Annotated in this window: 16 protein-coding genes; 5 read left to right on the top strand and 11 right to left on the bottom strand. The window is 38.5% G+C overall.

All coding sequences use genetic code 11. The features are described 5' to 3' along the window. The first annotated feature begins 143 nt into the window (after window positions 1–143). Complete coding sequence (locus IE080_RS07045; protein ID WP_189579886.1) at window positions 144–1034, top strand: hypothetical protein; 891 nt, start codon at window positions 144–146, stop codon at window positions 1032–1034. Beyond that, entirely contained in the window at window positions 1016–1990 is a 975-nt protein-coding gene (locus tag IE080_RS07040) for a glycosyltransferase family A protein (protein ID WP_189579883.1), read from the top strand. Before IE080_RS07045 ends, IE080_RS07040 begins: the two co-directional genes overlap by 19 nt. On the opposite strand, the gene IE080_RS07035 is transcribed toward IE080_RS07040, so the two are convergent. The 5 genes from IE080_RS07035 to IE080_RS07015 are packed head-to-tail and all read right to left on the bottom strand — an operon-like array spanning window position 1987 to window position 9052. Next, window positions 1987–3258: a M16 family metallopeptidase gene (locus IE080_RS07035; RefSeq protein ID WP_189579880.1), complete on the bottom strand. Its 1272-nt coding sequence runs from the start codon at window positions 3256–3258 to the stop codon at window positions 1987–1989. The two genes, IE080_RS07040 and IE080_RS07035, sit on opposite strands and share 4 nt — an antisense overlap. Continuing rightward, complete coding sequence (gene porV / locus IE080_RS07030; RefSeq protein WP_189579876.1) at window positions 3255–4472, bottom strand: type IX secretion system outer membrane channel protein PorV; 1218 nt, start codon at window positions 4470–4472, stop codon at window positions 3255–3257. Before porV ends, IE080_RS07035 begins: the two co-directional genes overlap by 4 nt. Beyond that, on the bottom strand, window positions 4469–7714 hold the full coding sequence (porU, locus tag IE080_RS07025; RefSeq protein WP_189579873.1) for a type IX secretion system sortase PorU: 3246 nt from the start codon (window positions 7712–7714) through the stop codon (window positions 4469–4471). Before porU ends, porV begins: the two co-directional genes overlap by 4 nt. After that, on the bottom strand, window positions 7704–8402 hold the full coding sequence (gene pssA, locus IE080_RS07020) for a CDP-diacylglycerol--serine O-phosphatidyltransferase (RefSeq protein WP_189579870.1): 699 nt from the start codon (window positions 8400–8402) through the stop codon (window positions 7704–7706). The genes porU and pssA overlap by 11 nt, the downstream gene beginning before the upstream one ends. Beyond that, on the bottom strand, window positions 8399–9052 hold the full coding sequence (locus IE080_RS07015; RefSeq protein WP_189579867.1) for an MBL fold metallo-hydrolase: 654 nt from the start codon (window positions 9050–9052) through the stop codon (window positions 8399–8401). The genes pssA and IE080_RS07015 overlap by 4 nt, the downstream gene beginning before the upstream one ends. Window positions 9053–9107: 55 nt before the next feature. Here IE080_RS07015 and IE080_RS07010 point away from each other — a divergent pair, with 55 nt between their 5' ends. The 3 genes from IE080_RS07010 to IE080_RS07000 are packed head-to-tail and all read left to right on the top strand — an operon-like array spanning window position 9108 to window position 14514. Continuing rightward, window positions 9108–10151: an NAD(P)/FAD-dependent oxidoreductase gene (locus IE080_RS07010; RefSeq protein ID WP_189579864.1), complete on the top strand. Its 1044-nt coding sequence runs from the start codon at window positions 9108–9110 to the stop codon at window positions 10149–10151. Between the two features lie 48 nt (window positions 10152–10199). Continuing rightward, on the top strand, window positions 10200–13619 hold the full coding sequence (locus IE080_RS07005; RefSeq protein ID WP_189579861.1) for a BamA/TamA family outer membrane protein: 3420 nt from the start codon (window positions 10200–10202) through the stop codon (window positions 13617–13619). A gap of 16 nt (window positions 13620–13635) precedes the next feature. After that, the gene (locus IE080_RS07000) at window positions 13636–14514 is read left to right on the top strand and encodes a YicC/YloC family endoribonuclease (protein ID WP_189579858.1); all 879 of its coding nucleotides are present in this window, start codon (window positions 13636–13638) and stop codon (window positions 14512–14514) included. 31 nt (window positions 14515–14545) lie between these two features. Here the strand turns inward: IE080_RS07000 and IE080_RS06995 are convergent, their stop codons facing one another. From IE080_RS06995 to IE080_RS06970, 6 genes are all read right to left on the bottom strand, one after another. Then, complete coding sequence (locus IE080_RS06995; protein ID WP_189579855.1) at window positions 14546–15220, bottom strand: energy transducer TonB; 675 nt, start codon at window positions 15218–15220, stop codon at window positions 14546–14548. 66 nt (window positions 15221–15286) lie between these two features. Beyond that, window positions 15287–15646 carry a VanZ family protein gene (locus tag IE080_RS06990; RefSeq protein WP_229800539.1) on the bottom strand — a complete coding sequence of 120 codons (360 nt, stop codon included), beginning with the start codon at window positions 15644–15646 and terminating at the stop codon, window positions 15287–15289. A 22-nt stretch (window positions 15647–15668) separates the two neighbouring features. Next, on the bottom strand, window positions 15669–16046 hold the full coding sequence (gene gcvH, locus IE080_RS06985) for a glycine cleavage system protein GcvH (protein WP_189579851.1): 378 nt from the start codon (window positions 16044–16046) through the stop codon (window positions 15669–15671). Window positions 16047–16099: 53 nt separating this feature from the next. Beyond that, window positions 16100–23329 (bottom strand): T9SS outer membrane translocon Sov/SprA, encoded by a 7230-nt coding sequence (gene sov, locus IE080_RS06980; RefSeq protein ID WP_229800538.1) that lies wholly within the window; start codon window positions 23327–23329, stop codon window positions 16100–16102. Between the two features lie 23 nt (window positions 23330–23352). After that, on the bottom strand, window positions 23353–23952 hold the full coding sequence (gene ruvA, locus IE080_RS06975) for a Holliday junction branch migration protein RuvA (protein ID WP_189579849.1): 600 nt from the start codon (window positions 23950–23952) through the stop codon (window positions 23353–23355). Next, the gene (locus IE080_RS06970) at window positions 23949–26219 is read right to left on the bottom strand and encodes an NADP-dependent malic enzyme (RefSeq protein ID WP_189579847.1); all 2271 of its coding nucleotides are present in this window, start codon (window positions 26217–26219) and stop codon (window positions 23949–23951) included. Before IE080_RS06970 ends, ruvA begins: the two co-directional genes overlap by 4 nt. Window positions 26220–26227 lie beyond the last annotated feature (8 nt).

Here is a 26227-nt window from a genome sequence, read left to right as displayed (position 1 = left end):
AAGTTCCTCCAATAGGTACTATTGAGGAGTACCTTCATCTTTGAAAGAAAATCTGGTATTCTTTTAGTGCTGAATATGATCTGCGATTTGAGGAATATAATTGTATTGAAGAAAATAGAATATCATTCAATTAAAGAAGCATTATGAATATTGGAATTGATTTTAAATTTGAAAAGGTAATAAATCAAAAAGAAGATTTTTTTCTTATCCAATTTAGTCCGCAACCACTTTACAAGGCTACAATAGTGAAAAATGGAAAAGTGAGGGCCTTTTGCTACATCTCTATTTCTATTGAAAAAGAAGCAATTTCTTTACCAAATCTTCCTTTTGGAGGGGTTTGGGTTATCGGAAAAGTAGGTTCTTTAATTTTGGAGAACTGGTTGGCATATATTTGCCAAGAACTTAAAAATCTATCCTGTAAAAAGCTTACTATTCTACAGCCTCCTTTAGCTTATGAGCATCATTCAGACCTAATCCAATACATATTTCATATCCAAGGCTTTGAATTCAAAAGCATGGTTATACATCAAATGATTGAAGGGAAAAAAAATGTACAGAAGCTTGCGCAAGAATTTGGTTCAAAACTGTCTAGAAATGAAAAACTTGAAATTTCATATGGGCCAGTAATATCTTTGGAATTTTTGAATCAGATACAATTATGGAATCAACAAAAAAGATATGATTCGCTGATTCCAATAGAACTTTTGGCAATTCAAATTTCACAGTTTCCAGAGCGGTACTTCCACATTTCGCTTAATTATAAAGGTAACATGGTAGCACATACACTTGCTGTCCAACTAACTTCAAATTCACTTTATTATGCATATTCGGGTTTTGATTCTAATGTTCCTGTGAAAAATTTAGGAGAATATATGTTAGAGTATTTAGTTCAATTAGGCAAGACCCTTAAAGTAGATTTTATAGACCTGGGTTCATCTGATTTGGGTAAACATGCAAATCATTCCCTAATTTTTTTTAAAAGTAAATTTTCTAATACTTATCAAACAAAATCTATATGGAGCAAGAACCTGTGAGTCAAAAGCTTCCGCTTGTATCTATTATCTGTACTGTTTTTAATCAAGAAAAGACTGTTGAAGCTTCTTTGAGGAGTGTTTTTAATCAATCCTATCCTTCGATTGAATTATTTGTAATAGATAATGGCAGCAGTGATTCCAGTATACATGTTTGCCAAAAAGTACTGGAAGAATGTCCTTCAACAATAAGCTTTTCAATAATTTCATATTCAAATACTGAAAACTACTGTTACTCATTTAATAATGTATTCAGAAAAACTAAAGGTCTTTATTTTATTGACCTTTCTGGGGATGATATGTTATTTCCACAACATGTAGAAGTATCTGTCAAGAAGTTACTTGAAAAACCTAATGCTTGGGCTGTATTCTCCAATGTTGAATTAGTGAATCAAGTAACAAAGCAAACCAAGTTGTTTTATGATTGTACGTTGAATAGTATAGTTCTTGAAGGTGATATTTATCAATCTCTTGTTAAGGGTAATCCCATATCATCTGTATCCTTGGTTATCTCCTCGGAGAAATTTCGTCAAGAAGGGTTTTATGATGAATCATTGAACTACGAAGATTTTGATTTGATGGTGCGTATGAGCAGAAAGTATCCTCTTTTTTATACAGGAGAAATTGGTGTGAAGAAGAACATCCATCCGTTTTCTTTTTCCTCCCAGCAGTACCAGGCAAGGCAGTCTAAGATGTTACCTTCTACTTATCAAGTTTGCAGAAAAATCCTAGCGATGAATCGAAATGAGGAAGAGCAGGAAGCTCTAAAAGTTCGTGTGATGTATGAATTGAAAATGGCAGCTTTTTCTGCGAATTTTAAAGTTGCGAAAGATTTGATTGGACTAGCCGAAGAGCTAGGTATACCCAGCCTTCAATTGCTAGGGTACCGATTGATAAGCCAGATTCAATGGGATCTATCTTTAGTGATAGAGTGGAAGCAAAGGCTGTGGAAGAGTTAACCTACCACAGTTCCAACAAACCAATCTTTTTGAATCAGACGTTTTCCAACTTTTTGAATATCCTCTCCAGTGAATTTTTTCAAAAATTCAAAGCGATCTTCATAAAATCTCAAATCTAATCCAGCTTGATGAATTCCTTTAAATCGGGTGATGAGTTCAAATGAGGAACTGAAGGAAGATAGCAGATTCCCTATCAAGTAATTTCTGACTGTTTCCAACTCTTCTTTTGGGATGGCTTGATGCTGAAGGATTTCGATTTCTTTGTAAATCTCATCGATTACTTCTGATGTAAATTCTTTTTTAACGTCTGCTGCAATTAACCAATAGTCAGCACTTCTAAGACTACCAATACTGCTATAAATGCCATACGTATGCCCCTTATCTTCCCGGATATTTTTTATTAATCGGCTTCCAAAGTAACCTCCCAAAAAAGTGTTAAATACAGCTAATGCATGATAATCAGGGTTAGATTTGGGGATTAAATGGCACCCTAGCCGAATACTTGATTGTACGGACTTTTCACGAGCTTCAATAAAGATTTCATTACCCATGTTGCTGAATTCCGATGGAGTGCTGTCATACATGTGCACAGGTAAATCTCCCAGCATGGATTCAATCAACTGTAAGTCGGTTTCTGATAAATCTCCAGTAACGAAAATCTCTGTATTGACCCATAAATAGTTTTGATAGTAATCCAATAAATCTTCTCGCTCAATCAATTCCACATCTTGTTCAGTGGAAATCATCCCATACGGATGAGAGTCGCCAAAGAGCTGTTGGCGAAACAGGTGAGAAGCTCGGATTGCATTCTTCTCGAATTGTATGCTGATGTTAAGTGCTTTTTGAGACTTTCGCTTTTGAAGTTCTTTCTCAGGAAAAACAGCCTCAGTCATCAGCTCTCTAAATACAGGGAAAACTTGAGAAAAATGTTTTTTGGTAGTCAGTAGGGCAAGGCCTTGATGTTCAAAGCTGGATATAATTTCGACTTCAGATGCATAGTAATCAAAAAAGTCATCCAATTCGGAAGCTGTCTTGGTTTTAGTTCCCTCTAACAACATGTGGAGGGTAAAGAAAGAAACCAGTTTTTTAGCAATTTTCAGTTCACCTCGAAGAGACTCTGCGTTAACTTCGATCCTTACAGCTCCAATAGAAGGTGTAGGGTTAAAATACAAACGGACTCCATTGGGTAGAGTCCTTTGCATCGGTTGTATGAATGATATCTCCTCCGGTATGACAAATGCAGGAGCAATAGATCTGTCTAAACTCATCTAGTAGGAATATTATAGCTTAGTGAAAGACGCAATGTTTCTCCAAGCGGGTGGTTTTGAATTTGTGGAACCAAATAAGAGAAGTCAAAGTTGAATTTTTCTTGGTATTTAAAACCTACCCCCATAGTAAAGAAACGTCTCCCACCTTTATTTGGATTTTCATAAAAGTACCCTGTTCTCAATGCAAACATTTCTTTGTGTAGGAATTCTACTCCTGCAGAAATCATTAATTCCTGAATTTCCTCTCTGAATCCACCAGGAGCATCAAAGAATGAACCAAACATACCTGAAAGTAAAGGTCTGTTAGGGTCTCTTCCTGCTTCTATATCAGGGGTACCATCAGGTCTCATGATAATCAAGCCATTCTCGTCTCTTCTAAAGATAGGAGGAGAAGGTACCATCAATTTATTTACGTCAAATAAGAAGGTGATTTTATTGAAATCATTCATGTTGATGGAGTAACCTACGCCGACTCTAAGATTGGTCGGAATGAAATCCAAATCCTCAGCACTGTTATAGGTGATTTTTGGACCTATGTTTGAAATGGTCAAACCCCAAGAAAAGGTGCCTGACTTATCGCCTGGATAGATGTCTTTGGAGTAGTAAAGCCCCACATCTGTACCAACGGTAATACCTGGTCTACTTTCAGCTCCACCCGCTGATGAAATATTGCCGGATAAGTTCGAATGAATGAATCTTGCAGAAAGCCCTAAGCCAAGTTTATCAGAAAGTTTTCTTGAATATGTTCCTCCAATTGCAATGTCTCTTGGAGTAAACTCCCCCAATTCATTTCCTCTACCGTCAGTGAGTTGTAATTCACCCATGTTGAAATAACGTATGTCTAAGCCCCAAGCAGATACCTCGTCTATACGTTTATAGGCAGTTAAGTAACTTACAGACATGTCATTAACAAGCCTTCCTAGCCAAGGCGAGTAAGACAATGAAAATCCCATATCATTATTAATAAATGCTAATTTACCGGCATTCCAATGAGCAGAGAATGCATCTGGGGAAGATGCTACACCTGCATCACCCATTGCTGAGTGTCTGCTATCTGGAGCAAAATTCAAAAATGGAACCGCCGTTGTAATAACGCGGTTATTTGGGTCTTGCCCCGAAATCAAAGAAGAGTTTTGTGCTTTCACAGCAAAAGAAAGTGATGTGATTCCAAAAAAAATCCAACCCTTCAGAAATGATTTATTACTTATTTTCATCTAATCAGTATTTTTCCAGACCTACTGTCAGAACTACCATCGAGTTCAGAGGTCAGCTGTAATTTGTAAATATAAGTTCCTTTCGCTGGAAATTTTGTCTGTCTTTGGAAAAATTTCCATTCCAAATCATCGATCACAAATTCAGCTCCAATATAACGTTTTTCCTCGGTATATATTTCTTGTCCCAACAAAGAATAAACACGCAAATTTAGAATTAGGTTTTCGCCTGGTCTATTTTGTACAATTCTAAATCTACTAAATGTTGTTGATGGGTTTGGGTAATTCAGTAGTTCGATTATTCTAAGCTGGTTGGTGTTTTTAATTTCTATTGATAGATTGAAAATTGTTTGGTTACCTACATTATCCCAGACCTCTAATTGCAGTTCATTTATACCATCTCTTAAACCATTTAAGGCTGTCCGGATAATACCTTTCCTAAACTGATTATCCAGTGCCCTATATTCAGAATTTAAGATGATAGATCGATCCCCATTAATTGTTAACACGATATTTTTTGTTGGGTTTGTAAAGAGTACATTGATACCGCTTTGGTCTTCCAATTCAATCAATATTGGAATAAATGCTGTTTCAAAGACTCGGACAGAAGGGTCTTCTTCAAGACCAAACTTCATGACCACTTGAGGGCCCTCTTTATCACCATCATTTTTAAATCTTCCTTCTAAACCCACTTCGTCATGGCCAAATGCTTCCATACCATTGTTTAAACTAGCGAATACTTTTATTTGTCCATTCGCTAATGTTTCATCCATATGGCTTGGGATAAAAATTTCTGCTTTAAATCTTCCATCTATAATCTGGCCTTTCCCTTGAAAAAGAAAATTATTTCGTTCTTTTAAAGTCATTGGTGGGTTTTCATTCCCTAAAAGACTAAACTCAGAAGCTCTATCAAGGAACAATAACTCATATGCTCCATGTTGATTTCCTATGAGAGCACTGGTTAAAGGATCTACAATAGAACCTTTAACACTAATCAATTGCCCGGCAGATACGCTTGATATTTCTGTTTCCAATTGGATATCATTGATTTGTTCAGTCCGGCTTCTCAATTCAGGTAAAGCTAGTTTGAGGGACGGGTCGCCTAACAAAGAAAAGTTTCTGTTGAGTGTTCCATTGAGGCTATTGTTTTTTGTTAGTTTAAAAACGGTGCCTAAATCACGCCATTCTCCATCATCTTGTTTGAAGACTGCTTGGATAAATGCACTATTTAAGCGGAAATTGATGGAAGAAAATACAGGTCTGCCGGTGGTCAATAGGCCTATAGCTCCTTTACCATCAGCAAATAGTAGTTCTTCAGCAGCAGAACGTAAAAGCGGACTATCATGCCTGCCAAATTCACAGGTAGCCGTAATAATCAAAGGGAAGTGGGGGTGCCTTCTCCAATCGTTTAATTGTGAAACAGTAAAAATCTCTTCTGCTGTTAAAGTGTTTTCATTTCCATGTCCGATAAAATTTAAAAATAAAACTCCATCTTCAATAGCTTCTCTAAAGGCTTCTTGGGCTTGAGGGGATCGCTGCCTGTTTGACGCATCTTGGGTTTGTTCAAATCTATCTAAATAGATTTTCTGTATAAAAAATTCAGGATGGTTTTCTTCCAAATAACGAATATGGTTTTCTGAATCTGTTACATGGATATTGTTATCTCCGTCATCTGCCACAAAAGCTAGTTGAGTTTTCCAATTGCCTAGCGCTAATTCAGGGTTTTCGTAGGAAATAATTTTATCTACTGCCTCCCGTCCTTCCCGGGTATTAATAGCAGGTATTCTACCCACACCAATTTGCATGGGTGTATCTCCTGCTATTGATTCTTCCCAAGCACCCATGCCTAATTCTAACATACCGAAGTAATCATCTGAACTATAGGTAGTCAGGGGGTTTAAGCTATTTCTTGAGGTATATATTGGGATCAAGTTTGGTCTACCTTGAAAGAGTCCTTTGTAATCATAAGTGCCTTTACCAAAAAACAGTACATTGCTGACATTGCCACTTGAATGGTACTTATCAGCTATGAAATTACGAATACCTGTGACATCTTTATTTCCATAAGCATATGCGTCGAAGATGTCTTGAATTAATACGACAGATGTAGACACACCCCGGTTGTGTTTATGATTGGCTAATCGGCTAGCTTGACTTAAAAGGATTGGATGGGTGATAATTAGTAATTCGGCTTGTTGATGCGATCTTCTAGCCTCCATATTTACCTTGACAAAGTTTCGAATGACTGGAATTTGATTTTCTTGGTAAACAGCAAGACGGTCATTTGTTTGTAATTCGGCTTCACCTTCAATTAATGATACATCAAAATTTGGGCGAATTTTCCAAAAAATGTGATTCTCAGAAGTAACAATTCTACCCGGGCTTCCCCTATGCCAGTAGACGGCGTTGGTAAGATTACTAATTGGCGTCTGTGAATCCAGTATAGCAAAATCTAAAAAGCCGGCACCATTGAAGTCAGCAGATTCATAACGTGTCCGAACCTGAAGTTCTTGACCTGAAAAAGTTACTGGACGTTGAAATTTTGATTCAATACCTTTTATACCAAAGGTAGTATTTGGGATTGGGGGTATGGTAAATGTTTCAAAGTTTTGACCAGCAATACTTATTTGAAAACGGTTCTCTGAAATCGCTTGTCCTAAGTATTGCACGAATAATTGGTGTGTATTCCCCAGCTTGCTTGGCAGAGCTAGTGTAAACGTAAAAGTCTGTCCACCAAAGAAAGGACGGGAATACCAACTTCTGCCTGAATTTAGAATGTTGTCTTCTTGCCATTTCCGAAACTGAACAAAAGAAAGCTGACTGATTGCAGGGCTATTAGATATGGGGCTTGCTGCAAGGGTGATTCTTCTCGGTTGAGTTGTCCTGCCTACCAAGTAATATAAGGTGTCTGAGTATGGATTAGCATGAAGATGCAGTGAGTGTTCAGAAGATTCAATCCGGTGAGGTCCTTGTGCATAAAAAATGATTCTATTCCCCAAGATTTGGCTTGGGAGTTGATTCAGTTCCCTGAATTCTTCCGTTATCAATTGTTCAAGGGGTCCATGTTGACCAAAAATACCTACTTCCGATAGGTTTTGAAAGCCTTGTTGGCGCAAATCATCCAAGCTAATAGCATACATGCCTTCTGCCGTAACAGGAAATTTCACAAAAACTTCCTGAGCCCTAGCCAAGGTGCCTAGCCAACAGGCCCAAACTATGAAACAAAATCGTAAGCTACTGTGCATTCTTATGTACTATTCCCTCCACTACAGACAACACAATATAAGTAATAATTAGTAAAGGAACACCTGCCCAGCCTAGACTGACAAGAAATAATCCTCCTAAGCCAATCAGTATGAACCGAAATTCATTGCCTTTCCATCCTTTTGTTTTGAATTTCAACGCAATTAGGGGCAATTCTGCCACCAATAACAAAGACATGATAACCGCTAGTAGCACTAGTACAAAGGGGTTTTCCAAAAAGGAAACACTAGCTCCAAATCGCTGAATTAAAAATGGTAAGGTTGCTATCAATAAGGCATTAGCAGGGGTAGGTACACCTATAAACCGATCCGATTGCCGCTCATCGATATTAAACTTCGCCAATCGGATAGCTGAAAAAATTCCAATTAGAAATGCTGCAAAGGGCAAATAATCAATGGAAGTTTGAGTTTGGATAAGTTGAAATAAGATAAATGCTGGTAGTACACCAAACGTAACGAGGTCAGCTAGCGAATCTAATTGCTTGCCTATTTCGCTGCTCACGCTAAGCAATCGGGCGGCGAACCCGTCCAAGAAATCAAAAACCGCTGCAATAAAAATGCAATAAGCTGCCCATTCCAAATTTCCAGTATTGGCAAAGTATATACCTACCATGCCTGAAAATAGGTTTAAACTGGTTAAACTATTGGGGATATGTTTTTTGATGCTCAAAATCGTGCGTTTTTGCCTACGAAAGGATTATGGATTTTTTCAAATCCAATGGTAGTTGAAGGACCATGACCAGGATATACCTTGGTTTCATCTGGCAATGTAAACATTTCTTGTCGGATTGATTGCAAGAGGGTTTGATGATCACCTCCAGGTAAATCCGTTCTACCAATACTTCCCTGAAAAAGCGTATCACCTGCAATACATATGCCTGTACCAGCATGGTGAAACACCAAGTGACCAGGAGCATGACCTGGCACAAACCTTATTTCTAATTCCTCATTGCCTACTTTGAAGGTTTGATGATTATCCAATAATTCATCGGCTTCTGTTTCTTGATAGGCATGAAAACCATAGCTTGGGGCATATACAGAAACCGACTTTAAAACAGGTTTTTCTTTGGAGTGAATCCATAAAGGGACTCCATAAGTCTGTTTTATAAAAGCATTTCCCAAAACGTGATCTATATGGCAATGGGTATTGATCAAAGCGACTACTTCTAATTCTTGATCATGGATAAAAAATGTCAACTCATCCCTTTCGTATTTTTCATAACAGCCAGGATCAAAGATGACGGCCTTTTTGCTGTCATCATATACGATGTACGTGTTTTCCAGAAAGGGATTAAATGTGAAGGATTTAAGATAGAGCATGGACAATTGTTTCTTAGAAAACTCAAAATAACGAAGAAAGCATCTATTTTTGGGTATGAAAATTGACTTTTTACTCATTGGGCAAGGACTAGCGGGTTCTGCGCTATCCTATCGATTGATCAAAGAAGGCTGTAAAGTGATGGTCATGGACCTTCCGCATGAAAATAAGAGCAGTAGGGTTGCGGCAGGCTTATACAATCCTATTACAGGTAAGAAAATGGTCAAAACATGGAAAGGAGATCAATTATTTCCAGTAATTGAACCCTTTTATGAAGCACTTGAAAAAGAGCTTGGGGTTAAGTTTTTATACAAAAAATCAATTTATCGACCCTTTTTATCCATTGAGGAACAAAATGAGTGGATGGGTTACAGTGGGGAGGAGAGTTTCCGAGGATATTTCAAACAAATCTATCAAACTTCTTTGTTTCCAGAAGTACTCAATCCTTTTGGAGGTATATTACTTTCCATGTCAGGATATTTGGATATTCCTGTGTATTTAGATGCTTACAGGGATTATTTGATCAAACTTGACGCATACAGAGAAGAGAAATTTGAGGAATCCAGACTTGAATTTTTATCTGAAGGAATTGTATATGAAGATATTCATGCTCAAGGGGTCATTTACTGCAATGGTCTAGGCGCTATGGAAAGCAAGCTTTTTCCAAACGCTCCGTTTGCTCCAGTAAAAGGGGAGATTTTGGACCTGCAACAGGATTTTGTTCCAGATGAAATTATTAATCGTGGGGTATTCAGAATTCCTTTACCAAACGGGCAACTGAGAGTAGGTTCCACATACACTTGGCATGATTTGGACATTGGGCCTACTGAACGAGCGAAAGAAGAGATTTTTGAGAAGTTGGACAAATTAATTATTTCTAATGAAAAAGTGCTTATGCAGCACCGTACGGGTATTCGTCCTGCTACAAAAGACAGAAAGCCCTTTTTAGGAAAACATCCCGAGCATTCAGGCGTTTATATGTTCAATGGATTTGGTGCTAAAGGCGTATCTTTGACCCCATATTTCAGTTGGGTTATGGCAGATTTATTGCTTCGCGGAAAGAATCCTGAAAAAGAAGTGAACATTAGCCGTTGGAAATAAACATAAGTGGATTTTTTAAGTATATTTAAAAGTCAATGTGATTGGTACATGAAACAAAGAACTTTACCTCTTTTCATACTTCTATTTTTCCTTGCTCCAAGCTTGGTCTTAGCCCAATTTGATAGAGAGCGTTTTGGTAAAAACCGTGTGCAGCACAAAAATATCGAATGGTATTTGTACTCATCTAATAATTTTGAGGTATATTATTTTGGTGGAGGAATGAATAATGCCAGAATGGCGATTGATTTTTTGGAAGGTGAATTCGATCGACTAACCCAGATGATTGGTTACGTTGCCTATACTAAACCTAAGGTATTTATCTACAACTCTCCTGAGGAATTACTCCAAAGTAACTTGAATCTTAATAAAGATGAGTATACGATTGATGGGCAGACCTATTTTAGCCGATTGATAGGAGAAGTAGCCTTTGAAGGAACCTGGGAAAAATTTAAAAAAGACCTCCTATACACTACTTCTAAAATTATTATTGAAGAAATGCTTTACGGTTCCACTATTGTAGATGCATTTCAATCAAATTTAATCAATAGTTTCCCAGATTGGTATATTGAAGGAGCAGCCAGATACATAGGTTATGGGTGGAGTAGCGATATGGATGATTTCGTCCGACATTATTTTAAAGGAAACAAAAACATAAAGCTTCATAAGTTGAAAGAAAAAGAAGCAGCCTTGATTGGGCAATCGGTTTGGAACTTTATTGTAGAAAAATATGGACGTCGCTATGTTTCAAGTATTCTTAACTTAAGCAGAATTAATAGAAATGAAGAAAATTCGATTGCCAATACGATTGGCTTAAACTATAAGTCTTTTCAGGAGCAATGGAGACAGTTCTATGTTTCTACAAGTGAGCCTGTGTTTTCTTCCTTTAAGGATATCAATAAATCCAATCAGATTAATGTCACCAAACCAAACGTAACAGGAGCAATCAACGATATAAAATTCAGTCCTGACGCAAAGCACTTAGCATATGTGATTAATAATGGTGGAAAATATAGAGTTCAAGTAAGGGAAATATCCTCAGGAAGAGAGCGGACGATTTTCTCAGGAGGATCTTCAACTCCAGACCAACCTGCTAATCTAACCTCGCCTGTTATTGCTTGGAGAGATACCTTAAACTTGACTATTGCCACTTTTAGAAGAGGTACTACCACCCTTCGTTCACGAGCAATCGATGGTTCTTATCAAGACAGAATTTTTCTACGAAATATTACTCAAATCCTCAATTTGGATTTCAACTCCACTGGACGGAATATGGTGTTGTCTGCCATCTCCAATGGAAGAACAGATATTTATACACTCAATATTCGCGGGGTGGGTAGAAGGCTGACCAATGATGTGTTTGACAATATTTATCCTGTATTCCTGAATGATTCTACAGTAATTTTCGCATCTAATCGCACAGATTTACCTGATTCTGTGCTCACGCGCACACCTGATGTGAAGTTGTTGCCGGATTATTTTAATCTATACAAGGTAGATCTGAATGATACGACCAATCAGATGCAGCGCTTGACTAATCAGAACAATATCAATAGTAAACCCAAGGTACTGAATAGTAACAATATTTTGGTCTTAAGTGATCAAAGTGGTATTATGAACCTGAACCGCTTGACCATATCTAATGGAATAATGAGTCAGGTTTCTGCTTTCAATAAAAGTATTGAAGCCTTTGATTACAGCTCGAGAATCAATAGAATTGCTTATGCTGTAAGGGATGGCAATCAAAGTAAGTTAATTTTGGAGAGTTTTTCCAATGCAGATCAGTTTACACCAAGTACTCCTCGGGTTCAGCTATTGCAGGCTAAAAATTTATCCGAACGTATATCCATTAGGAGAACGGAAATGGATGCAGAAGAGCGATCACAGGTTGAAGAACAACGACCCATGTTTGAGCGAAATGTACGTCCCAGTACAGTAAAACCAGATTCTACACTTAATGTAACACTAGAAGATATTATGAGTGGAAGGGTGACTAGCCAAGGAGACAGAGTAGTTGTCACTACACTCACTGATACAATTCCTCCTGTAATAACAGACTCCCTGCCAATTCCTCAAAATTTAACAGGTAGTATTAATGTAGATCGACTACGATTTGAAAGAAGTGGTGCTATTGACACTGATAATTATGTTTTTGACACGATTCCATCGGGAACTACTTTATTAGAAGCTTCTAGAAATCAAGTAACAACAGCTAGAAGTAATTTATTGGAAAGTTTCCGTAGACAAGGTCTGCAAAAGCGTGTGATTGGACCGAGAAGAATGGAACAGCAATTTATCACCAGCAGTTTGAATACTGATTGGATAGTAGATCCTCTACGTGGCTTTGGTATTAGGTTAAATGGAGAAATGACCGATTTATTGGATAACCATGTATTCCGAGGTTCAATTATGACTCCTTTGGACTTTAGATCAGGAAGTGATATTTCTTTTGAATATGAATATTTGAAGCAACGGGTAGATGCCCGTTTCCGGTATGACCGAAGAGCAATTCAGGTTAGCCAAGGTGATTTGACATTCCAACGATACGTATTGAATAAAGCAGAATTTGGTTTTTCTTACCCAGTAAGTGTACATGCAAGATTTACTGCTGCTCCATTCCTGGCTCGCACCCAATATTTCAATTTGAATCCTGATTCTATTTTGCGTGGACAGTTCCCCGATAGAAATCGTTTGGATGTAAATTATGTGGGGGGTACAGCTGAATTTGTATTGGATAAAACCCAACAAATTGGTCTCTTTGCTCAAGAAGGTATGAAGGGTAAGGTTGGTATCAGACATTATCAAGGGCTCAATTTAGGGGAGCGTTCGTTCTCGAACTTCTATCTTGATTTTAGAAATTATCAAAAGATCCATAAAAACATAATTTTTGCTTCTCGTGTATTTGCCGGCTCTTTCTTTGGGCAAAATCCTCAGAACTACCTTGTAGGAGGAATGAATAATTGGTTGTTTAATCAATTTAGAACACCGCCTGCCAATAGGCCAGAACAGTCCCCTGTTCGTAATCCAGAGGGAGCAGAAAATTCTAATATTCTTTTTGCGGAGTTTGTGGATTTGAGAGGATTCCTTTTTGACGAAATCCGGGGAAGAAATGTAATTACCTTTACCAGTGAATTGCGTTTACCACTATTCTCTTATCTATCGAGAGGTAACATAACTTCTAATTTTATTAAAAATTTCCAGATGGTTGCATTCTATGATGTCGGATCTGCATGGAATGAAGCCGCTCCTTGGGAAAGAAACAACGACAGAAATACAGAAATTATTCGAACTCCAGGTTCTCCATTTGTCATTACATTGAATAATTTTGGTAATGCGTGGTTACAAAGTTATGGAGCTGGTTTGCGTACCATCTTCTTGAATTATTATTGTAAGCTAGATGTAGCAAGACCTGTAAGGAACTTTGAAACAGAAAATGTAAGATTTTATGTTACCTTAGGGTATAATTTCTAAGTTACCCCTATCACTTATGATTAAATCTATGACTGGCTACGGCCAGGCAATGTATGAAAATGATGAACTGATCATCACCGCAGAAGTAAAAACACTTAATTCAAAGTTTTTAGACCTAACCATCAGAAGTCCTCGTCAGTACTCTGACAAAGAGTTAGAGATTAGGAATTTGGTTGGACAGGTATTGGACCGTGGGAAAGTCAATTTGACTATTGAATTGGTTCAAAAAGCTGGAGTAGATCTTCCAGTTTCATTCAATCATGAATTATTCCAATCCTATGTTCTGAAGTACCAAGAAATGGGTGAGAGGAGTGGAGTAGAGGTTGTAGATCTTTTCAAATTAGCATTACAATCTCCTAATGTAATGACCTCAGTAGTGGAGAAGTCATCCTCTGAGGATGAGTGGAATAGTCTTAAAAGTACAATTCATCAAGCCTTGCTCAATTGTGATAAGTTTAGAATTGATGAGGGACATTCCCTTCAGGAGAAGTTTCTTTCCAATGTGGCTATCATTCGAAAGAATCTAGAGCAAGTAAAGGTGTTAGACCCCATAAGGAAAGAACGTGTACGTGGAAGGATTCGTAATAACTTCAAAGATTGGTTAGAGGAAAATAGTTTTGATCAAAATCGTTTCGAACAGGAATTGATCTACTATTTTGAGAAAATTGATATTACCGAAGAAATTGTCCGATTGGAAATGCACCTGAACTATTTTGAGAAAAATCTGATAGAGGAAGTGAATCAAGGTAAAAAGTTGGGTTTTATTTCACAAGAAATCGGAAGAGAGATCAATACAATCGGATCAAAAGCGAATGATGCAGAGATGCAGCAATCAGTGGTTATTATGAAAGATGAGCTCGAAAAAATCAAAGAGCAAGCTTTGAATATTCTATAAAAAAAAGAGGGGTTTCAAAACCCCTCTTTTTTTATCCTAGTTTGAATCTCACAGGGAGTCTCATACGAACTCGTACAGGTCTACCTCTTTGCTTACCAGGTGTCCATTTTGGTGCAGCTGAAACTACTCTAATTGCTTCTTCGTCACATCCGCCTCCAATACCTCTCAATAATTCTACATCTTGGATGGAACCATCTGTATTTACAACGAATACCACATAAACTGTACCTTCAATACCCATTCTTCTAGCTTGAGTTGGATACTTTAGATTTTTGCTCAAGTATTGATACCAAGCTTCCATACCTCCTGGAAATTCAGGAGCATTTTCTACTACATCGAAGATTTCGTCTGCTTTCTCTACTACTGGAGCATCAGCAATAACAACTTCTCTGATTACAGTCTCTTCTTTAACATCGACGTCGAAATTAACTTCGATTTTTTCTTCGATTTCCACTTCATCTGGAATCTCTTGGATCACAGGCTGCTCTACTGGCGGCGGTGGCGGTGGTGGTTGTTCTGTGATTGGGATGTCTAACAGTTCTTCTATTTCAACGTCTAGCTGCCCTAAGTCTTTCAAATTTCTGTCATCATATGACTTGTATTCGAAAGCAAATAGAACGATACCAACGCTTACTAGAAGTCCCAAGTTCAAGAACATACTTGACTTCTTGGATAAATCCGCTTGTGGCGTCTTTTTAGCTTCCATGGTTGTACTTTATAAAGGTTAATAATTTCACGGTTACGAATAACAATTGTAGTTATTAATTTTCAATTATACAAGCGAAGGTTTGACCTTATATAAAATTATGAAACCAATAAACCCAATTGTACCGCCAATTAAATTGGCAACAATGTCTTCATACTCAAACGACCTATTTGGAACATAAGCCTGTACGTACTCAACAAAGATAGGAAAGATTATTGTAAATACTAATAAATTAGTCAATAATTTTTCCCAAATGATTTTTTTTTGTGAATCCACCGTACCCACCTGTGCCCATAAGAATGTTAGAACTGCAAAAACACTAATATGCACAACTTTATCTAAATGAGGTATAGAAGGTCCTTTCGGGAGATTATGCCCAGGTGTGAGAAGCAAAAGGTTGACAATAATAAGCCAACCAATTGCCACGTATGGTTTGATTCGTTGCTGATTAAGCCCCAATGAGTTCAGTATATTCTTCAGAACTCAATAAGTCATCAGGAAGATTTCCTGTGATTTTGACTTTAATCATCCACCCTTTTTCGTAAGGGGATTCATTTACCATTTCTGGTGAAGACTCTAGTTCCTCATTGAATTCAATGATTTCGCCTTCTAATGGCATGAAGAGGTCAGATACAGTTTTTACTGCTTCCACAGTTCCAAATACCTCTCCAGCGGCAATACTATCACCTACAGTTTCCACTTCTACATACACAATATCACCCAATTCTCTTTGAGCAAACTCTGTGATGCCAATAATAGCCACATCGCCTTCGATTCGTACCCACTCATGGTCTTTGGTGTACTTTAGTTCTTGAGGAAAATTCATATTTGGTTTTTTTAAGGTCTCCAAAAATACAAGGATAAAACAAATCTAAAAACCTATTGTGCTAAATTAAATCGCAATTGTCCACCAAAGGCAGTAGAACTTCTTCGGAAGGCAGTAGTAACTCGTGGATCATTGACGATTCGATCAAAATAAAATTGGATATTTAGATTTTGATTAATTATATAACTCACCGTAGGTTTTATTTGAAGATTTAGATTTCCATTGGTGACTGTTGATCCCTCTTCTAATGTTCTCTGTATTTGTCTGGTATCCACAATACGGGTATTTAACCGAACTTGAAGGTCATTCTTTAATACTTCTTGTCTACCTTGTATTTTAAAAGGGATTTTAACACCAGCTTTGGTATATCCCAAGTCAAATCCAAAATCTCTACTGCTTTGTTCTGTAACTTGCGCGTTAGAGAAGTTTAAACCTAAGGTGCGCTCTGTATTGTATTCCATGGTAATGTTGAGTCGACTCTTGGTTAATAAGTCCACTTGTACCAAAGGGAAAAATCCTTCTGTAAGGATCACTTGATTCAGAATAAAAACAGGAATAAATTCACCAAACTCATTGGTTAGTGTAGCCCCAGGTATCTGTCTCACACGATTAAATAATTCTAAGCCGTCTCGGTAGAGGAGGGAGCTACTGAAATTACTAACTTCATAGCTGGACCGATAAGCATGCATTAAGTTGATACTAGAAAAGTACTCTCGCAATGCAGGGATGTTTGATAAACCTTTGTAATCTATTCTCCAATTAGGAATTGGGATTTGAGGGAATGGGTTTAATTCTATTTTGTTAGCATTTCTACCTGAATAGGCTGAAAGAAACGCTAATGTCATGACATCTTGACCATTAAGGGTAAACTCCCCTCCAGGGTTCGCTGCATTTAATCGTTCTTGAATAATAAATCTATTTCTTGCAAACTGTTCAAAAATTGGAGAGTTGTTATTCCTATCATCTCGGGCAAATGTAGTTCGTAATATAGAATAACTAATACTGTATCCAGCAAGTCTATTCGGACTCAAAGAGTTAAATTCCCCTGGGAATTCTTCGGAAGCTCTAAATATTTCCGAATATTCACCAGTTTCTCTCTTCGCAGCTTCTAGGGTGATTCTAAAATCCCTAAATGGTTCTGCCAGCGCATTTATATTGAGGTTTTTAGTCATGTTTTGCCTAAACTGCTGAGTTAGCTCGGGACTTGGAGCCATAATTCCTCTGTCTGCAAAATCTGTTCTTACTCCTGGATTTTGTGCACCAAAAATGAAACCTAGACCAGGGTTCAAAAAGCTTCTATCAAGTCCCATTAAGCCAGTGTTTTGCATAAAACCTGGTAGAAAAGTCCCTTCAATCACAGAGTACCTAAAGTTAATATCTTTTACCATAGTAGCGAATTTCAGCAACCTTCTAGTAAATGGGGTGCCAATGGTATCCTCTGCTGTGACCACGGTTCTTCCAGGAATACTCGGTCTCCTAGGAGCATTTAGTGCCCTGATTTTCGCGTTTTTATTGTAAAGTTTCACAAAATCTAACTTTCCATCAATCGATTGTTCTCGCGTATTTTGGATAACGTTTCCTAAAGTATCTCGCTGTCCTATAGCTCCTGTCAGCCAAGCATAGTTTGCTGCATAGCGGTAATTTGCATTGATCCAGTTTGTCGCTTCAACCTTATCCAAGGGAAGTTTATAGTTTGCATTCAGGTTATGGCTATAGTTGGTTGGCCTGCCAAAATTTCTTAGATTAACTAAAATGGAATCCCTCGCTATATCTCTTGAGGCATCTCCTTCAGGCTCATCAATGACTGCAAGTACTCTTGATGAAAAGTCAACCCGGAGATTTTTAGTAAAGTCCCAATTTAGATTATAACTTCTGTTTAAAAAGAAGCTTTTTTGAACAAATGGATCAACCCCATCCGTAGTTAATTGGTCGTTTCGGAATTGAGTTCGCATAAACTTTCGATCAACATCTGCGCGGACTGCAATAGAACTTGGAACAAAATTGAAGTTAAAATCTCTGACTAGTCTAAATTTTTCTCCACCGAGTATATTGAAATTTTTAAAGGGTTCCAATACAAGTGGTTTAGGCTGGTAGATATAAGCAATGTTCCCCAAATAAGTTTCAAATGAATAACTTTCTGTATTTATGTTGGTTTGTCTAACCGAACCATAAGCGTAGGATACCGAAAAATTACTAATATCCCAAGGCTTTGGAGCTCCGCTTGCTTCTGGGTTTCTATTTTTTCGAATGTTTGAGAAACCTATATTTCTTCGTTTTACACGGTCTAAAACTAATTCCCGGTATAGTGCTCTCTCTGAATCTGTTTCAAATTTGCTCAAGGCTAAATTCAAAGGGACGTCTGGATTTAGAGGGTCAAACTCTGGTCTAATTATGGAATTTTCTAAGCTTAGATACATAGGGATAGTCATATTCAACCCTTCTGGTAAAAGCTTTTCAATGCTAACGTTAGCGGATAGATCATACTGTGTCATATCTGCTAAGCTCCGTTGTGAAAGTCGAGTTTCTAAGCCACCAAATCCAACTGTACTATGGCGAATGGATGTCGAAATTGTAGCTACATCTGCAATTTGGGCATTTAATATAGCGTTTGCAGCCCATCCACTGGACTGAATGAATCCTGTGGCGCGTAGTTCGTTAGCCCAAACACATACTGAACGTGAGGCTGTGCCAGTCTCCCCGGGATTTCGAATACCTATCATTAGGGCCTGTACAAGACTCAATTCAGGCCTTCCCACAACAGTTACTTTGTACTGTCTTATATCTTGTGTAAAGGCCAAATTCAATGGTACCCGTTGAGCATCACGATCTACTTTGACTCCGACAATTTCAGAAATAGCTAAGTCTATTTCGTTTTCTAAAGGCCAAATATCACGCGGGTTTCGTGTCCCTCTTGGTGTGATCAATAGCGGTACTTCAATTTCGTAGTAATTGTCTGTGTAATCCGTTCCCAATCGTAAGAAGGCGGTCAATTCACCATCCTGCGCATCATCAGAATCTGCATGAAAAAACATCCGTAGACGTTCATACTGTACCAAATTCAAGGAACTGGCATTCTTGAATACAGCTCGGGCATCCCTTGCTTGTAGATTATCAACGCATAAGCGAAGGGATTGCTCATTCAATTGCCGCTCTACTGCCGCTAAGTTGTCTCTATCCCGGACAATGCCAGGAGGAAGTACATAAGGACTTTGTCCAGGACCTCCTTGGCTATTTTCTTCAATATTGACCACACCTACTACCAAGTTGGAATTATCCGGTTCAGGGATTTCAAAGAAACCTCTTTCAAACAAGGACTCTTGGAATACACGCCACTGACTTGCTACCAAACGGAAGTTGGCCATACGCAATACCACGGGCTGCTCAAAGTCTGTCAAGTAGGTTCTCATAAATCGGATCGACTTGAAACCGCTGATATCTCCCTGAACACGGTCAGGGGTACGGATAGGAATCCTGAATAAATACCAGTCTACTTGTTGTCCATTGATGGGTACTGTAGTTACTTTATCTACAATGTAGTTTCTTCCTACTTCTAATTGTCCTGGGCGGAGGTCGATTTCGTATTCATAGTATGCTTCTAAGTCATTGATAGTATTGTCACTGTTCAAGTCTTCATTATTCGGCAAGTTGGATCCTGCTGGGGTAAAGCCTAGATTGACATTTCCTGCAACAGGAGTATTGCCTTCCATACCGTTGAAGAATTTATGTCTTTCAAGAATTTTTGCGTCTTCTTGATCAAAGCGCTCATCTAGATAATATCTGAAATCATCTGCCGAAGGATCACGGATAATTTCCTGTAAAGCTTGCTGACTGACATTTAATCGATTAATAAATCGATCACGGAAGAATTCCGCTTCGTCCTGATTTCGTAAACCATCCAATCCCACATCTTGATTGGCTCGAGCTTCAGGGGAATTATCAAAAGCCGGTAGTAAAAACTGATTTCTGGTGATTCGCCCCCATTCGGTGGTATTGGCATCGAGTGGATTTCCATCGGCAGGCAATCCATTTTCGAATCCATGTCTACCGTCTCGAATGACATCTTCTGAGATCTCTCCTAGGTTGAAGCGTAAAGTACCTCCAGTAGTGTTGTTTTGATTGAAAATCCCATCCAAAACGCGGCCGTTTTGTCCTTCAATAAAAGGGTCTAGAAGCCAGAATTCTATATATTCAATATTGGTTCTGTCAAAATCTACTTCTGTGGTAATAGCTCTTGTTATTCCTCCATAATTTTGTCTAGGATTTGGTAATAGTCCATTAGTGGTCAATGCCGGATTGTAATTGTACATTCCTCTTTCATGAGGAAAATAAGCTAATTCAAAAAGAGGCTCTGGAACTATAATCTGATCACGATCCCGTTGCTGGAAAATTTCCTGTGGAATAACCCTTCGTACATAATGATTTTGCCGATCTTCTCTATTTAGGTTTCCGGGTACGCCTTGTCCTCCTTCCCTGTAGAAGATGTTATCGATATTATACCAGGCTACTTTAGCTCTTCTGTATGCATTTCCAAGTCTATCTTCTGTTTGGTTACTGAGATCAAAAGCATCATTATCTGTTTTGGGAGTTGCTGCCAAATGCCATGTTTGAGCAGCGGCACTTCCCAGTCCAAACGGTGTAATTGCCGTTTCGAAGTCATCAATATAGATGGCAGGCTCGCCTTGTACTTGTACAGATGTTCCTGGGAGTAATTGTGCAAACTCACCACTGAATTGTACGATGGATTTTTCTTTGGTATTAGTAAACGGCAAGGCGTCCGCTAATTTTGTCAGGAATCGCGATTCATCATTGAAGTTGGCGTCTAGGCCCCACATGCTGTTGCGAAGTGTTTCCGAGCCTACAGCAATCCTGGTAATGTTTGGCCGTTCGTTGAGGTAAAGGAAGGTGCCTCCGACATTAAGTTTTGGATTGACCATATAATCCAAACGTGTTCCGAGCATGCTTCGAGTTTGGAAAGAAACCAAATCTGCTTTTTCAAAACCAATAGTGATTCGTTTACCAGATTGTAAAATTGCTTCATTGATAATATTTACCCGGCCTATATTGTAATCAACAGTGTAGTCAACTCCTTCCGTTAGAGGGATATTACCAGCTGATACAATGACAGAACCAGGCGAAATATTCAAACCTGGTAGTAGGATTTCTGAAGCAGAACCTGCTGTCAATCTTCCTTTGATAAAGAATTTATCCAATCGGGTTACCAACTCTGCATCTGCCAAAGTTGTCCTATATAGGGTGTCAAAGACATATCTATCGACTAAATTGGCTTCGTTTGGTAGGAATAGATCACTGAGAGTTCGACCCAAAGGTTCCAGTACTGGAAAAGCAATTAAACCCCTATCAGGGAAAATGGTAATACCTGGGATGAAGTCGAAATTTCCATCAGGAGCGGGGTCATTTTGAGGATTTAACCGGTCCAAACCCATCAATCGGATCAATGGTCTGTTTCTTACATTTTCGCCTTCCAATAGGGTAGGGTTATCCAAACCTGTACGGTCATCTCTGTAGATTACCTGCAACTGGAAACCGTCCTGCTGTATTTGATTGGCGTTAAGATTGTAGATGTTTTTCATCATCAAATCCCAAGTAGGGATGCGTATATTGATTCTTGCGGGACGAAGCATTTTTAAGAAAATCACTTCATTGGCAGGTCTGCTTTGATAATCCTCAGAAAGTTCACCTACCTTGAAAACCTGTCCGTTGAAGGTATATTCAAAAGAAACCCCAAGAACCTCATCATTTTGAAGTCTTCGGTTTAAGCTTATGTAGCCTAGTTCCCTATGAAAAATATACTCAGAAGGTGCGAGAAGTCGTGCGCCATTTACTTGCTCGTAATCAACCCCCCTAATAATATTTAAATTGCTTTCAATTGCTCCAGCTCCTGTATCAAAAGGTCTAAATGCAGTGTTACTTGTTAAGTTTCGAAAAAGTAAATTAGCGGAATTACCAGCAGGTGCGTTAGGAGTACCTTGCCCCACATTTGGATTGTTAGGGTTGAAAATTCTTCGACCTTCCCCTAAATCCATAAATGCCATGAAATTTCTAAGGGTCTCAGTATTATTTGCGCGGTTCATCACATATACCTCTACACGAGTAATGTTTACACCTGAAAGAATCTGCGGTAAGCCTCTCAGCCAACGCTCGTAATTATCCCTAAAAAAGTGAGCCAAGAAAAAGTGTCTATTTTCATCGTATTGAGAGCCTTGGATTTCAAACATTCTTCCTTGCGTACCACCTTCCAATACCAATTCATCCCTCCGGCCTCGTTGGGTTGACGCAACGGCGGTGACAAAGAGATTGCCAAACTGCATTTGAGTTTTTACCCCAAAGAGATTTTGAGCTCCCTGAATCAAACTGTTTTGTACAGGCATACTCACATTACCAATTTCTACTGACTTCAAGATGTCTTCCTTAAAGCCATTGTACTCTAATTTCAGCTGGTTTTGAAAGTCAAATGAGTTGTTGGAGTCAAAGTTTGCACCTAATCGGATTTTTTCTCCAATATTTCCTGTGACAGCCATTTGAATTTGCTGATTGAAATTAAAGTTCCCGTTCTGCTGTTGCCGTATAGGAATCGCGGGATTGTCAATTCTCCGAAAAATCCCACCTAAGTCTAGATTGACAAATCCATTCGGTGTAATATTGATTTCATCCCCTCCAAAAAGTCTGTCAAATTCAGGGGTCATTACCAAAGGAGGAATTAAATCCCATCCACCCACAGGGCTATTTCCATCTCTACCTCTAGCTCTACTACGCCAATATTCCTGCCTTATTTTATACTCTTGAATCCTCGAAAATTCATCAAAATCATACATGACCCCTTGATTGACAAGGGAACTATCCAATTCGTCTTGAATTTTGTATAGTAATGTGGAGTCTATTTCTACACGAACACGTTGTTCAAATGAAGAATTCGGATAAAAAGGTGAAAAACTTGGGTTATAAGGATTGGTATTTGGGAATAAAGGGTTCGTTCTATACGTAGGCCATAGTAGGTAAGAAGGAATGCGTGTTCTTCTTTCCAAGGAGTCTAATCTCGCTCGTTCGAGGGCAGCTCTCTCAATAGAATCTTTGCGCGCTTGCTCACGTAGTTGGATTCTTCCTCGTTCTAGAGAGTCTACTCTACTGATATTCAGACTATCTACGTTTGTTTGTTGGGCAAAAGTCTCGGTTGAAATACACAAAAACATACATGCCAACAATACTATCTGTACTGATGGATGCTTGGCGAAGCTGTCTTTTAAAAAAAAATCTAGGTAATGCAAAAGACTCGAAATGTTAAGAGATGTTAAGTTGTCTTTAAAGATGCCTTAATTAATTCTTCCAAAGAAATATTTGAACCTGTTTTTTTGAGTACAGAGGCAATATTTTTTTCGGCGGCAGCTTTTGGAAAACCAAGAGTAACCAAGGCTTGTAACGCTTCTTCTTTCAAATTCGTATGCGTTACGTCAAATCCTTTTCCAAGACTTGCAGTATCCAAACTCGTCTCTTTTCCTATTTTGTCTTTGAGTTCTAAAATAATCCGTTGTGCAGTTTTTGCACCTACACCTTTTACTCCCTGAATCACTCGTACATCCCCTTGAATAATAGCAACTTCCAGTTCTTCTGAACTCAAGGAAGATAAAATCATCAAGGCTGTATTAGGGCCAACTCCGGAAATAGATAAGAGGTGTAAAAAAAGTTTTTTTTCTGTTTCTTCTTTAAACCCATAGAGCGTATGGGCGTCTTCTTTGATATGTAAAAAGGTGAGGAGCATCACCTGCTCCTCATCCTTAATCTTTGAATATGTTTGTAAGGATATTTTGACTTGATAACCGACACCGTTGATGTCAATGATTACAAATGTTGGATCCTTGTAAGCTAATTTTCCCTTGAGATAGGCGATCATAATTGTTCCTGACTTTGAGCATCTACTACTGCGATGGCCACCATGTTCACGATTTCTCGGATGGAGCTACCAAGCTGTAATATATGCACAGGTTTGTTCATTCCCAAGAGTACTGGACCAATTGCTTCCGCATTTCCAAGTTCAGCCAGTAGCTTATACGCGATATTACCGGAACTTAAATCAGGGAAAATCAAGGTGTTTGCCTTTTGGCCAATCAAGGAAGAGAACGGATAATTTTCACGCTGAATTTCTTCATTCAACGCAACATTCGCTTGCATTTCTCCTTCTATGATGAGGTTTGGATATTTCTCTTTTGCTTTGATGGTTGCTTCTGCTGTTTTGCTGGCAATCTCACCCTTGGCAGAACCGAAGTTAGAGTAGGATAAAACAGCTACTCGGGGTTCGATATCAAAGAATCTTACACCTTTAGCTGTCAGACCGATAATTTCCACCAATTGATCTGCATTTGGATTAACATTTACAGTAGTATCAGAGAAGAAGAAAGGACCTTTAGAGGTGTTCATAATGTACATACCTGCCACACGGTCAGTTCCTTTTTTCACACCAATCACATGCAATGCCGGTAGAATGGTTTTTGGATAGTCTTTGGTCAAACCAGAAATTAAGGCATCTGCCTCACCCAATTCCACCATCATGGCACCGTAGTAGTTACGGTCTCTCATCAGACGTAGACACTCTCTAGGAGTCAAGCCTTTTCTTTGGCGTTTTTGATGTAGGATATTAGCGTAATGCTGAAGCTTTTCTTCTTCTTTGTAAGGATCAATAATAGTGACTCCTGATAAGTCAAGTCCATGCTCCTCGATCAATCGGTCAATTTTCTCACTATTACCCAACAAAATTGGAATAGCCACTTTTTCTGTCCAAAGGAGTTGTGCTGCCTTCAAAATTTTAACATTATCAGCCTCAGCAAAAACAACACGTTTTGGATCTTTTTTAGCTCTGGTAATCACACGAAGCATCAATCGCTGATCGATACCGATACGCTCTTGTAATTCCAATTCATAAGATTCCCAATCTGTGATATGGTATTTGGCAACACCGGATTCCATAGCAGCTTTGGCTACAGCAGGAGCGATGGTTGTGATTAAACGTGGGTCAAATGGTTTTGGAATCAAGTAAAACTTACCGAAGGAAAGTTTTTGGTTGCCATAAGCTTTGTTGACAATTTCAGGAACAGGCTCTTTTGCTAAAGCAGCAATTGCTTTAGCAGCTGCCAATTTCATTTCTTCATTGATGGCTGTCGCTCTTACATCCAAAGCTCCTCTGAAGATATAAGGAAATCCTAATACATTGTTGACTTGATTAGGAAAGTCAGAGCGGCCGGTAGCCATGATGATATCATCTCTCGTGGCCATTGCTAAATCATAGGCAATTTCAGGATCCGGGTTTGCTAAAGCAAATACAATTGGATTTTCAGCCATTTGTAGGATTTGCTCCGGTTGCATGATATTACCTGCGGATAAACCAAGAAAAACGTCAGCACCAATTAATGCTTCTGTAAGTGTGTTGACATCACGAGTAGTAGCAAATTCGCTTTTAATTGCATCCAGGTTATCACGATCAGCACGGATAGCACCATCTCTATCGCACATGACAATATTTTCTCTTTTGACACCTAAACTCATATAAAAACGGGTGCAAGAAACAGCAGATGCACCTGCACCGTTAACCACAAGCTTAATGTCTTCGATATTTTTCCCAACTACTTCTAATGCATTCAATAATGCAGCCCCCGAAATGATGGCAGTTCCATGCTGATCATCGTGCATCAAAGGAATATTCATTTCCTCTTTTAAGGTAGTTTCGATTTCGAAGCATTCAGGAGCTTTGATATCTTCCAAATTCACTCCGCCAAACGTAGGCTCAAGTGATTTGATTATCTGAATAAGTTTCTTTGGGTCTTTTTCATCGATTTCGATGTCAAATACATCGATACCGGCAAATTTCTTGAATAAAACCCCTTTACCTTCCATGACTGGTTTAGATGCTTCAGGGCCAATATCTCCCAATCCCAGTACAGCAGTACCATTGGAGATAACAGCTACCAAGTTGCCTTTGGAGGTGTATTTATAAACGTTTTCCTTATTTTCTTTTATCTCGAGACAGGGTTCTGCAACTCCTGGTGAATAAGCCAAAGCCAAGTCTAGTTGGCTGGAAAGTGGTTTTGTAGGTACCACTTCGATTTTTCCGGGTTTTCCTTGAGTGTGGTAATTAAGGGCGTCTTCTTTACGAATTTTAATTGCCATATAGGTTT

The sequence above is a fragment of the Mongoliitalea lutea genome (assembly GCF_014652135.1).
Taxonomy (GTDB): Bacteria; Bacteroidota; Bacteroidia; order Cytophagales; family Cyclobacteriaceae; genus Mongoliitalea; species Mongoliitalea lutea.
The sequence above is the reverse complement of the archived record's forward strand: the minus strand, read 5'-3'. Positions and strand labels throughout refer to the sequence as shown.